The organism is Kitasatospora sp. NPDC059747 (assembly GCF_042732955.1).
Lineage (GTDB): Bacteria > Actinomycetota > Actinomycetes > Streptomycetales > Streptomycetaceae > Kitasatospora.
Genome location: NZ_JBHWGV010000002.1, coordinates 107,251 through 118,959, shown reverse-complemented (window position 1 = coordinate 118,959; position 11,709 = coordinate 107,251). Strand labels below are relative to the sequence as shown.

9 protein-coding genes are annotated in these 11,709 nt (G+C 73.7%); 3 read left to right on the top strand and 6 right to left on the bottom strand.

Annotated features, from left to right (window positions below; all coding sequences use genetic code 11):
- Nucleotides 1–114: 114 nt before the first annotated feature.
- The 5 genes from ACFV4G_RS01670 to ACFV4G_RS01650 all read right to left on the bottom strand — a co-directional run bounded on the left by ACFV4G_RS01670 (nucleotide 115) and on the right by ACFV4G_RS01650 (nucleotide 4,704).
- Complete coding sequence (locus ACFV4G_RS01670; protein ID WP_380435415.1) at nucleotides 115–702, bottom strand: protoglobin domain-containing protein; 588 nt, start codon at nucleotides 700–702, stop codon at nucleotides 115–117.
- Between the two features lie 126 nt (nucleotides 703–828).
- The gene (locus tag ACFV4G_RS01665) at nucleotides 829–1,437 is read right to left on the bottom strand and encodes a MarR family winged helix-turn-helix transcriptional regulator (protein WP_380435414.1); all 609 of its coding nucleotides are present in this window, start codon (nucleotides 1,435–1,437) and stop codon (nucleotides 829–831) included.
- Between the two features lie 14 nt (nucleotides 1,438–1,451).
- Complete coding sequence (locus ACFV4G_RS01660) at nucleotides 1,452–1,925, bottom strand: hypothetical protein (RefSeq protein WP_380435413.1); 474 nt, start codon at nucleotides 1,923–1,925, stop codon at nucleotides 1,452–1,454.
- A 62-nt stretch (nucleotides 1,926–1,987) separates the two neighbouring features.
- Nucleotides 1,988–3,334 carry an ammonium transporter gene (locus ACFV4G_RS01655; RefSeq protein WP_380435412.1) on the bottom strand — a complete coding sequence of 449 codons (1,347 nt, stop codon included), beginning with the start codon at nucleotides 3,332–3,334 and terminating at the stop codon, nucleotides 1,988–1,990.
- The gene (locus tag ACFV4G_RS01650) at nucleotides 3,334–4,704 is read right to left on the bottom strand and encodes an ammonium transporter (RefSeq protein ID WP_380435411.1); all 1,371 of its coding nucleotides are present in this window, start codon (nucleotides 4,702–4,704) and stop codon (nucleotides 3,334–3,336) included. The genes ACFV4G_RS01655 and ACFV4G_RS01650 overlap by 1 nt, the downstream gene beginning before the upstream one ends.
- A 275-nt stretch (nucleotides 4,705–4,979) precedes the next feature.
- On the opposite strand from ACFV4G_RS01650, the gene ACFV4G_RS01645 reads away from it, so the two are divergent.
- Nucleotides 4,980–6,743 (top strand): Ig-like domain-containing protein, encoded by a 1,764-nt coding sequence (locus ACFV4G_RS01645; RefSeq protein WP_380435410.1) that lies wholly within the window; start codon nucleotides 4,980–4,982, stop codon nucleotides 6,741–6,743.
- Between the two features lie 140 nt (nucleotides 6,744–6,883).
- Here the strand turns inward: ACFV4G_RS01645 and ACFV4G_RS01640 are convergent, their stop codons facing one another.
- Nucleotides 6,884–8,542, bottom strand: a complete 1,659-nt coding sequence (locus tag ACFV4G_RS01640) for an LCP family protein (RefSeq protein ID WP_380435409.1) — start codon at nucleotides 8,540–8,542, stop codon at nucleotides 6,884–6,886.
- 197 nt (nucleotides 8,543–8,739) lie between these two features.
- Here ACFV4G_RS01640 and lanL point away from each other — a divergent pair, with 197 nt between their 5' ends.
- The gene (gene lanL / locus ACFV4G_RS01635; protein WP_380435408.1) at nucleotides 8,740–11,481 is read left to right on the top strand and encodes a class IV lanthionine synthetase LanL; all 2,742 of its coding nucleotides are present in this window, start codon (nucleotides 8,740–8,742) and stop codon (nucleotides 11,479–11,481) included.
- 2 nt (nucleotides 11,482–11,483) lie between these two features.
- Entirely contained in the window at nucleotides 11,484–11,615 is a 132-nt protein-coding gene (locus tag ACFV4G_RS01630; protein ID WP_380435407.1) for a hypothetical protein, read from the top strand.
- Nucleotides 11,616–11,709: the final 94 nt, after the last annotated feature.

Sequence of the window (11,709 nt, the reverse complement as noted above, 5' to 3'; positions counted from 1 at the left end):
GGTTTGGGGGGGGGGGGGGCGCGGTGGGGGCGGCGCACCCGCCGGCGGGCGCAACCCCCCCCCCCCCGGGCGGGGGCCCCCGCGCCCCCGGGCGGCACGCCACGTCGGCCCGGCCTACCAGGCCGCTCCCGCGTACGGGCGGGACCACAGCGACACCTGCAGCGTGACGGCCTTGAACCACGCCTGGTGCATCGCCTCGACGTCCTCCTCCGGGTGCCCCTTGGCCGCGAGGAACGGCCGCATGGTCGCCGTGATCGGGTAGATGAACGCGATCATGTAGCGCAGCGGGATGTGCGGGACGGACCGGGCGCCGTCGGTGGTGTTCTTCTTCGCCGACGTGTGGCGCAGCGCGATCTCCTCCTGCTGGGCGAGCCAGCGGGCGTCGTAGGGGCGGGTGCAGGTGTCGGCGATCCACTGGCCGAAGCGGCGGCGGACGGCGGCCAGGTATTCGGGGACGGGCGTGCCTTCGGGGGTGGAGAAGTAGGCGAGCAGGTGGGGCTGCGAGCCGACGAAGCCGTACCACACGTCCAGGATCTGCTCGGTCTGGTCGGCCAGGACCTCGCCGGCGAGCTTGAGTGCGGCGACGTCCGCGTCGGAGAACAGGGTTGCCGCGGCGAGGCCTTCGAAGTCGCCGCCGGTGACCGGTGATCCGGGCAGCTCGGGGTCGTCGTAGCGGTAGCCGGGAATGGGCGCAGGCGTCATGGCCGTCCTCTGGTCCTTGAACCGGTGGACTCCAATTAGGAGTCCTAACTACTGCGAAGCTACCAATGCCCCGAGGCGCGGCGCAAGGACCTGCCCGGCAGCCGTCCAGGGTGAGTTGACGAACGATCAGCGCGCTGCGGGCTCGTGCTCCGGGCAGTCGACCCGCAGGTCCGCCGCGCCGAGCGGGGCCTCCAGCAGCCCGCACCACTCCCCCGCCCGGCCGTCCGGGTGCTCGTCGCCCAGGAAGCGGCAGGTCAGGCAGGTACGGGCGACGGTGATCCGCCCGGTGCGGTTCAGCGAGGCGATCGCCTCCAGCAGGACACGCAGCGCGGTGGCCCGGTCCTCCGGCGCGCTCGCGGACAGCCCGCCGGTGAGCGGATCGCGCCAGCCGTGCAGCCGTTCGGCGACCTCCCGACCGGGTCCCGTCGGTACCCAGGACGAGCGCCGGTTGTCGGCGAGGTCCGGCACCGACTCCATTAGCCCCTTGCGCACCAGGGCGGCGGCGGCATCGCTGACGGTCGGCGCCGACACCTCCAGCCAGCGCGCGAAACTCCCGGTGCTCTGCGGCCCCGCCGTCGGGGAGGTGACCCGCAGCAGCAGCTGCGCCTGGGTGACGGAGAGCCCCTCCCGCTTGGCGGCGTCCCGCAGCATCGCCCGCCCGGCGTCCCCGAGCCGCTCGACCGCGTCGATCAACCGAGCGTCGAGGGAGTCGGGTTCACGTTCCGCACCACCCACGGGGGATTCCTTTCCTACCGGCGGCCGACCAGTCTATTCAGCCCGGACGGCCCGCGGGGCGGACGTGCGGGCAGAGCCCGCAGCAGCGGCACCGACGTGGCGAGGACGAACGCGCCGAACAGCGTGATCGGCAGCAGCCCGACCGGGCGCAGCAGCCACGCCGGGTCCTCCCGCAGCTGCGGCCAGTTGACGATCCAGTTGGCGACGACGTCCAGCGCCATCACCGCCCGGCCCAGCCGCACCCCGGCCGGGCGGACGAGTGCCACCAGCACGGCGACCAGGGGATCCAGCACCACCAGGGCGACGAAGTACACCTGGAGCGGAAGCGGGGCGAAGGAGGCATAGACGTGGATCCCGCCGCTGACCAGGTCGAGCGCGTGGGCGGTGGTGCCCTCCAGGAAGCCGGTCAGGTGGGCCGCGAGGACCCACCGCACCCAGCGCGGCTGCGCCCGCCACCGTTCCCGCGTACCCCGCAGTCCCCCTGTCACATGATCACCCTAACCGAGCCGCCGACCGTCGGAACGGCCGGTGGCCCGGCGGGTGCACGCCGTCACTCCCGCAGCTGCTCCGGGTCGGCCGCCAGGATGCGGCGGACCTGGTCGAGCAGGGCGCTGGGGTCGTGCTCGGGGCCGCGTTCGTCGATGCCGCTGCCGCGCAGGGCGTCGGCGATCTCCTTGAACTGGACGTCCCAGTCGTTCTGGTAGACCTGTTCGTGCTCCTCCGCCGCGTGCGACTGGCGCAGTCCGACGGTGCGGTCGACGACCTTGCCGATCAGCGCCGTCATCGCGAACGAGAACAGGCCGATCACCAGCACCGCCACCAGCTGCTTGCCGAGCAGGTCCCAGCCGCCGCCGTAGAACAGGCCCTTCTTGCCGGTCATCGCGCCGGTCGCCGCGAGGCCGGCCATCACCATGCCGAACAGGCCGCCCCAGCCGTGGATGCCGACCACGTCCAGGGTGTCGTCGACGCCGAAGCGGTACTTCCAGCTGATCGCGAAGGCGCAGGTGAGCCCGGCCAGGAAGCCGATCACCGACGCCCACAGCGGGGTGACGTCGCCGGCCGCCGGGGTCATCGCGACCATGCCGGTGACCGCGCCCATGCTGATGTCGAGCAGCCCGACCTGGCGGGTGCGCCACCAACTGGTCACCGCCCAGCCCGCCATGGCCGCGCCGGCGGCGAACTGGGTGTTGACGAAGGCCATCGCCGCCGCGCCGGGCACGCCCAACGAGGAGCCGGTGTTGAAGCCGAACCAGCCGAACCACAGCAGCGCGAGGCCGATCACCACGAGCGGCAGGTTGTGCGGGCGGATCGGCTGGCGCTCGAAGTCCTCGCGCCGTCCGGCGACCGCCGCCAGCGCCAGCCCGGCCGCACCGGAGGCGAGTTCGACGACCGTGCCGCCGGAGAAGTCGACCGCGCCGAGCCGTGCGGCGACCCAGCCGTCCGGGGCGAACACCCAGTGCGCCATCGGGACGTAGACCAGCAGGGTCCAGGCGGAGGCGAAGACCAGCCAGCCCTTCATCTTCGCCCGGCCCGCCACCGAGCCGCTGATCAGCGCGACCGTGACGATGGCGAAGGACATGTGGAAGACGGAGAAGGTCACCGTCGGGGTGTCGCCGGTGCGGCTGGTCAGGCCGACGCCGGACATGAAGACGTGGTCGAGGTCGCCGATCACCCCGAGCCCGCCCGCGTCGTGGCCGAAGGCCAGGCTGTAGCCGAGCGCGAACCAGATGATGCCGACCAGCACCACGCAGCCGAAGCACATCTTCAGCATCGCGATGACCTGGCCGGTCTTCACCATGCCGCCGTAGAAGAACGCCAGTCCGGGCGCCATGAGCAGCACCATGGCGGCGGCCATGATGAGCCAGGCGGCGTTGCCGGTGTCGAAGCTCTGGGGCATCACTTCTCCTGCTCACGCCGTTCGAGGACCTGCCGGAGCTCGGCCAGCAGCTCGGCGTCCACCGTGCTGGAACCGGCCTCCGCGCCGCTCGCGCCCACGGTGACGGGCACCCGGGCCGCGGTCAGCCGCCGGCGGATCTCGGCGATCGTCTCGTCGTCGTACGCCTGCTCCTCCTCCGCGCCGGGCACGTGCTCGTACTCCTCGGCGGCCCGGAAGCCGACGGTCTTCTCGATCACCTGGGCGATCAGCCACGTCACGCCGAACGAGAAGGCCGCGCAGACCACGACGCCGACGGCCTGACGCCACAGGAGGTCGACGCCGCCGCCGTACAACAGGCCCTTCTTGCCGCTCATCTGGAAGGTGGCGAACAGGCCGATGCCCAGCACGCCGACGATCCCGCCCCAGCCGTGCACGCCCACCACGTCGAGCGTGTCGTCGTAGCGCAGCTTGTACTTGAGGTTGATCGCGAAGGCGCAGACCACGCCCGCGACGAAGCCGATCACCAGCGCGCCGACCGGGGAGACCTCGCCGCAGGCCGGGGTGATGGCCACCATGCCGGCCACGGCGGCGGAGGCGACGCCGAGCATCTCGACGTGCCCGAGGCGCCACTTCTCGATCAGCGGCCAGCCGACCATCGCGCCGCACGCGGCGAGCTGGGTGTTGAGGAAGGCCATCGGCGCGGTGCCGCCGGTCTGGAGGGCGGACCCGGCGTTGAAGCCGAACCAGCCGAACCACAGCAGCGCGAGGCCGACCACGACCAGCGGCAGGTTGTGCGGGCGGATGGTCTCGCGCTCGAAGTCCTTGCGCTTGCGGACCACGATCGCGACGGCCAGGCCGGCCGCACCGGAGTTGATCTCCACGGGCATGCCGCCGGCGAAGTCGAGCGCGCCGAGGTGCGCGGTGATCCAGCCGTCGGGCGCGAACACCCAGTGCGCCATGGGCACGTAGACGAACAGCGTCCAGGCGACCACGAACCACAGCCAGCCGCGCATCGTCGCCCGGCCCGCGATCGAACCGCTGATCAGGGCGACGGTGATGATCGCGAAGGCCATCTGGAAGGCCGAGAAGACGACGGTCGGGATGGAGCCGCTCAGGCTGTTCATCCCGATGTCGTGCATCATCCAGTGCGCGGGCGAGCCGATCAGGCCGAGGCCGCCGACGTCCTTGCCGAAGGCCAGGCTGTAGCCGATCGCCAGCCACAGCATGGTGACCAGGGCCAGGCAGACGAAGCTCATCTTGAGCATGACCAGCACGTGCTTGGTCTTGACCATGCCGCCGTAGAAGAAGGCGAGGCCGGGGGTCATCAGCAGCACCATGGCCGTACTGGCCATGAGCCAGGCCGTGTTGCCCGTATCGGGAGTGTTAGGCATCCGAGGTCTCTCCGGGTCGGGGAGGAGTGTGCGGGGCGCGCAGCATGATGGCCATCATTCCGCAATGCGGAAATGCAATTCCGCCAGACGTCGAGGAAGGTAGAGGTGCCGCCGGAGTCCGTCAACAGCTTGTTGAGGGACTTGGCCGTTTCTTTGACAACCCGTGGCCTCGGCCTTCCGTCCGGCCCGACTGTGCGGCCACCCGACCGGGAAGCCCGCGCACCGTGTGGATCACCAGTGGTCTACCGGCGGGTCCGCCACCAGGCTGTGCCCTCATGAACAGATCCACCCTGACGGCACTCGCCGGTGCGACCGGCCTGCTCGCCGCCGCCCTCGTCCCCGCCGCCGCGCCCCCCGCGTCCGCAGCCCCCGCCGGGTCGCCCTGCGGCACCGGCGGAGTCCTCACCACCGCCACGCCCGCCTGCACGTACACCGCCGCGGGCACGGACACCTTCACCGTCCCGAACGGCGTCAGCGCCGTGACCGTCGACCTGTTCGGCGCCGAGGGCGGCAGCGCGGCCGGCTACGTCCTCCCCAACCCGCCGAACACCGGCGCACCCGGCGGCCTCGGCGGCGAGTCCCGCGCGACGCTGGCGGTGGTCCCCGGCCAGACCCTGCAGATCACCCTCGGCGCGGCGGGCGTCCCCGGCAGCTCCCGGCACGGCGAGTTCGCCCGCCCGGGCGGGTACGGCCACGGGACGGGCGGCGGCGGCGCGCACGGTGGCGGCGGCTCCGGCGGCGGTGGCTCCGACGTCCGCACCGGTGCCTTCGGCGCCGGCGACCGGGTGCTGGTCGCGGGCGGCGGTGGCGGCGCGGGCAACGGCGGGCCGCTGCTGCACGGCGGAAACGGCGGCGGCCCGGCCGGCGAGCCCGGCGGCCAGGGCGGCGGCCCCGACGGCTCGGGCGTCGCGGGCGGCGGCGGGAGCCGGACCGCCCCCGGGACGGGCAGCCCCAACTCCGCCCTCGGCGGCCCCGGCACACCCGGCGGCGACTACGACATGTGGACCGGCCTCTACAACCCGGGCAGCGGCGGCTCCGGCGGCAACGGCGCCCGCGGGGGCAACGGCGGTGGTGGCGGCGGAGGCGGCTACTTCGGCGGCGCCGGGGGCTCCGGCGGCGGCAACCCCGGCAACCTCTACGGCGCCGGCGGGGGCGGCGGCAGCAGCTACGCCGCCCCGGACGCCACGGGTGTCGCGCTGCTCCAGGGCGTCAACCACGGCGGCGGGCGGGCCGTCGTCTCGTACCGGTACGACACCGCCACGGCGGTGTCCGCCGACACCGCGACGCCGCTGTTCGGCCACCCAGCCACCGTTACGGCGTCCGTCGCCGCGGCCGACCCCGCGGCGCCCACGCCGACCGGGACGGTCACGTTCTCCGACGGCACGGCGCCGCTGGCCACCGTGCCGCTGACCGACGGCCGCGCGAGCTTCACCACCGCCGCCTTCCAGCCCGGGAGCCACCCGGTCACCGCCACGTACGGCGGCGACCCGGGCCACGCGCCGAGCAGCGCACCGGCGGCGGACGTGACGGTCGGCTTCAGCACGCCGTGCCTGACGGCGGCGCACCACGGCCCGCTGACCGTCGCGGCCGGGGACGCGCTGTGCCTGGCGGCGGGCGCCACCCAGGACGGCCCGGTGACCGTCCGGCCGGGCGGCGCACTGGCCGTCTCCGGGGCGGAGATCCACGGGAAGCTGTCGGCGGACGGGGCCCTCGCGCTCACCATCTGCCGATCCACGCCGGCGGGTGCCGTCACCGTCCACGGGAGCAGCGGCCTCGTCCGCATCGGGTCGGCCGTCGAAGCCGACGGCTGCGCCGGCAACGAGATCCACGGCCGCCTGACGGTGGACGCCGGCACCGGAGGCGTCGACGTGGCCGGAAACACCGTCACAGGCCCCGTGGAGATCACCGGCAACAGCGGCGCCGTCGCCGTCGTCGAGGCCAACACCGTCACCGGCCCGCTGCGCTGCGAGGGCAACACACCGGACCTCCGCCAGGCCGACAACACGACGACCGGCCCGCGCACCGGCCAGTGCCGATAGTGCCGTAACCGTAGCCGTTGCCGCAGCCGCAGCCGCAGCCGCAGCCGCAGCCGCAGCCGCACACCGAACGACCCGCATGGCCCCGGACTCGCCCGGGCCCATGCGGCGGGCCCGGCGCCGAGCGTCGGAACCGCGGGACCTCAGAAGACGCAGGGGATCCCGCCGTCGGACTGGGCGTCGACCTTGGGGCCCTGCATCGGGAGGTTGGCGGCCGGGTCGCTCGGGGCGGTGGCGGGGGTGGCGGGCCGGTCGGAGGCGACGCCGTCGAAGGACGTGCCGAGCGTGACCACGACCCGGCCGACGCCGGCCGAGGCCGACTCGGTGGCGGTGACGCCGTAGCGGGCGGCGATCTGGTCGGCGGCCTCCTTGGCGCCCTTGCCGTAGGTGACGGTGGTGGTCTTCGACTTGGTGCGCGCCGGGCCGGTCGTCCCCTGCTTGAAGCCCATGCCGACCAGGACCTTGGCCTCGTTGGCGGAGGACACCCCGGCGGCGGCGGAGGCGTTGAACACGTCCACGGTGGCCGGGGCGGCCGCTTGGGTGGGGGCCGGGGGCGCGGCCGGGGTTTCCGTCGCGCTGCCGGTCGGGGTGTCGCTCGGGGCCGCCACGGGGGCGGCGGCGTCGGCGCCGCCGAAGACCTGCTTGACCACCTTCTGGATCTTCGCCGGGGTGACGAGGTTGACGTCCTGCGGCGGGTCTCCCTTCTTGCCGCCGGTGTCGTAGGTCAGGGTGTTGAACTCGACGTTGCCGCCGGTCAGCGCCGGGGCCTGCTGGGCGAAGTCGAGGATGTTCCACTCGTTGTCGATGACGAGGTCCTTCTGCACCACGCCGAACAGCTTCTGCATCGCGCCGAGGTCGCCGATGACGCCCTGCTGCTTGAGCTTGTGCATCACCGAGGAGATGAACGCCTGCTGGCGGTGGGTGCGGGCGAAGTCGTCCGAATTCCCGTGCCCGTCGTTCAGGTTGTGGCGCTGGCGGACGAAGGAGAGCGCGTCGGCGGCGTTGAGGTGGCTGACCCCGGCCGGGAGCTTGAGTCCGGTGCCGCCGCCCTCGTGGCCGGGCGTCCGGGAGATGATCGGGTCGTCCACCGGGTGGGTCAGACAGACGTCGATCGGCTCCAGCGCCTTGGCGATGTCGTAGAAGCCCATCAGGTTGACCTCGGCGATGTGGTCCACCGGCTGGTCGACGAACCGCTGGACGGTCCGGATGGTGGCCGCGCGCCCGGCGTCCCGGCCGGCCTTCTCCAGGTCCGCACCCTTGAGCCCCTTGGCCCTGGAGCTATTGTCGAACCGGTCCTTGGCGTTGCCGTAGGCCTCCTTGATCTTGGCCATGCCCATCTCGGAGCCGTCGCCGTTGTAGGTCATCACCCAGTCGTCGCGGGGGACGGAGACCGCCTGCACCTTGCCGCCGTTCGCCGGTATGTGCAGCAGGATCAGCGAGTTGGTGTTGTAGCCGCCGATGCTGGAGTCGGCACCGGCGTGCAGCTCGTTCTGGACGATGGCCGGGTCGACGTCCGAACCGTCCATGTTCTTGCGGCTGTCCAGGCCGATCAGCAGCAGGTTCACCGAGTTGTCGAGGTGCTTGGGGGCGTCCTTCTTCGTCTCGGCGATCGCGTTGGACGTGGTCATCCCGTCGGTCAGGGACGTGTACTCGTACCAGACCACGCCGCTGGCGGCGAACACCGACAGCCCCACCGAACACGCCACCGTCCGGCCGACGATGAGCGCCGGCGACCGTCTCCCGGCCGCGCCGCGTTCCGCCGCGCCGCCGGTGACCCGTCCACCACTCCGCCTCTGGCCCACGCCGCCTACCCCGTCCTCGAACGACAACTCTCCTGGTTCTGAGAGTCACTGACGGACCAAGCATGTTGCACGATGTGGCGCGGATCACGCACGCCCGGCGGAAACCCCGACGTCGAGGAGGCTGGATTTGGTTTCTGATAATCCGTCAATTACCTTGCGGGATAGTCTTTTCCCGAAGCACCGATAGAATCCATGGCGTGCTCTCGCCCTACCGGTCAGTCCTCGCAGAGCTGTTGAAACGGTCCGATCCGACCACCGACTGGCGCGTCCACCACCTCGAGCCGTGGCTGATGGTGACCCCACCGCGCCACCGTCCGCGCCGCCAGGGCTGGAAGCTCCACGTCTCCGCGACCCTGGCGTCGGCGCCGCAGGTGATCGAGCGCGCGGGGCGGGTGCTGATCACGCACGGCTGCGCCTTCAAGTTCGCGGCCTCCCCGCGCGTCACGGCCGAGCTCACCGGCACCCGGGCACCGCGGGCGCAGTCCGGCAAGTTCCTCACTGCCTACCCCGCCGATGACGGCCAACTCCTCGCCATCGCGCGCGAATTGCACGAAGCGACCGCCGGAATGCCCGGCCCCGCCATCCTCTCCGACCGCCGCTACCGGCCGGACAGCGTGGTGCACTACCGCTACGGGTGCTTCGCCCGGCCCCGGGTGCTCAACGACGACGGCTTCTACCAGGGCCGCCTCACCGCCCCGGACGGCACCGTGAGCACGGACGAGCGCCACCCGTGGTTCTCGCCCCCGCCCTGGGCCGAGGACCCTTTCCGGGCCCCGGCCGCGGCACCGAACTCGGCCCCGGCCCCTCCCCGCCGCCGCGGCAGCCCGGTCCTGCTCGCCGACCGCTACCTCGTCAAGGAGGCGGTCCGGCACTCCCACCGGGGCGGCGTCTACCGCGCCGAGGACACCCGCACCGGCGAGCGCGTCCTCCTCAAGGAGGCCCGCCCGCACGTCGCCGCCGACCAGGACGGCCGGGACGCCCGGGACCGGCTGCGCCACGAGGCGCACGTCCTGGCGGAACTCGCTCCCCGGGGCATCACGCCGCGGGTGCTGGAGCTGTTCGAGTCCGGCGGCCACCTGTTCCTGGCCGAAGAGCTCGTCCTGGGCCGCAACCTCCAGCAGTGGACCGCCGAGCACCTGGAACGGGGCGACGGCCACGTGCCCGCACCGGCGGCCCGGCGGCTCGCGCGCGACCTCGTGCGGCTGCTCGCCGAGGTGCACGCCGCGGGACTCGTGCTGCGCGACTTCAAGCCGGGCAACGTCGTGATGACCCCGGACGACCGGCCGGTCCTGGTCGACCTGGAGCTCGCCGTCCGCCCCGGCACCACCGTCCACCCCGCCGGTACACCGGGATTCACCGACCCCGAGCACCTCGGCTCCGCCGACGGACCGGCGCCGCGCCCGGCCCCCGGCCCCGAGGCGGACTGCTTCAGCCTCGGCGTGACCCTGCTCCACGCGACCACCGGCATCAGCCCGGTGCTCGCCGCCGACAGCACACCGGCCCGCCCGCCCGGCGAGCGGCTCGCCGCCCTGGTCGCCGCCGCCGACCACGGCGCCCTGCGCGGCCTCGCCCCCGTGGTCACCGGCCTCACGGCGGCCCCCGCCAGGCGCTGGACGCTCCCCCGGGCAGCCGAGTACCTCGCCCAGGACCACCGCCCGTACGCACGGCCGTCGCCGGCCCCGTCCCCGCCCACGGCCTCACCGACGCCCGAGCCGACGCCCGAGCCAACGTCAGAGCCGACGTCCGAGCGCCTGATCGAGGACGGCCTCGCCCACCTCGCCGCCACCATGGACCGCTACGCCGAACACCTCTGGCCCGCCCCGAGGTCCCTGCCGCACGGCGACCCCTGCAACGTGCAGTTCGGCGCGGCCGGCGTGCTCGCCGTCCTCGCCCGGGCCGTCCGCTGCGGCCACGAAGCCGCCCGCCCCGCACTGCGCGAGGCCGCCGACTGGCTGGACGAGCGGCTCAGCGAGCCCAGCCGGGTCCTGCCCGGCCTCTACTTCGGCCGCTCCGGCACCGCCTGGGCCCTCCACGACGCGGCGACCGCCCTGGACAACGGCCGCCTCGCCGACCGGGCCCTCGCCTACGCCCTGCGCATCCCGCTCGACTCCGCCGCCACCGACGTGTGCCACGGCCTGGCCGGCGCCGGCCTCGCCCAGCTCCACCTGTGGCACCGCACCGGCGACCGGCACTTCGCCGACCGGACGGCCCGGTGCGCGGACGGACTGCTGCGCCTGCTGGCGGCCGCACCCGGCGTGGACTGGCCCCTCGGCCCGCCGGCCCGTGCCGAACTCGCAGGCTCCGCCACCTACGGCTTCGCCCACGGCGTCGCGGGCAACGCCGCCTTCCTGCTCGCCGCCGGCCGCGACCTCGGGCGGCCCGAGCTCACCGACATCGCCCTCGGCGGCGGCGAGGCCCTGTGCGCCCTCACCGAGTGGCGCGACGGCGCCGCGTACTGGCCCAAGGGCCCCGGCCGCACCGAACGCCCCGGCCTGAACTACTGGTGCCACGGCTCCTCGGGCATCGGCACGTTCCTGCTGCGCCTGTGGCAGGAGACCGGGGACCCGCGCCACCTCGCCCACGCCGAGGGCGCCGCGGTCGCCGTGCACCGCGACCGCCACCGCCTGGGGCCGGGCACCTGCCACGGCTTGGCGGGCAACGCCGAACTGCTCCTCGACCTGCACGCCGCCACCGGCGACGAGCACCACCTCGCCCGGGCCGACGCGCTCGTCCACGCCATCACCCTGCGCGCCGCGCGCCGTGACGGCCGGTACCTGGTCCCCGACGACACCCTGCGCGAGGTCACCGCCGCCTACAACGTGGGCCTCGGCGGCGTGCTCGACCTCCTGCTCCGCCGTCACCACGGCGGCCCCCGATCGTGGCTGGTCGACCGGCCGGCCACGGGCCCGCACCACCCGAGCCACGGAAAGGGGGAGTGAGAATGGAGAGCACCGTCCTGGAACTGCAGGAGCTGCCCGAGACCGAGGAGCAGCCGCTGGAGCCGATGATGTGCTGCGACACCGGCCACCGCAGCTTCGACCTGGTCGACCTCGCCGCGCACCCGGTCGACTGAGCGGTCGGGCCGCCCCGGGGCCTCCCCCCCCCCGGCGGGCGCCGGGCCCGGTGGGCAAGCCCCTCGGCCCCAGCGCCGCGGGGGGGGGGCGAGT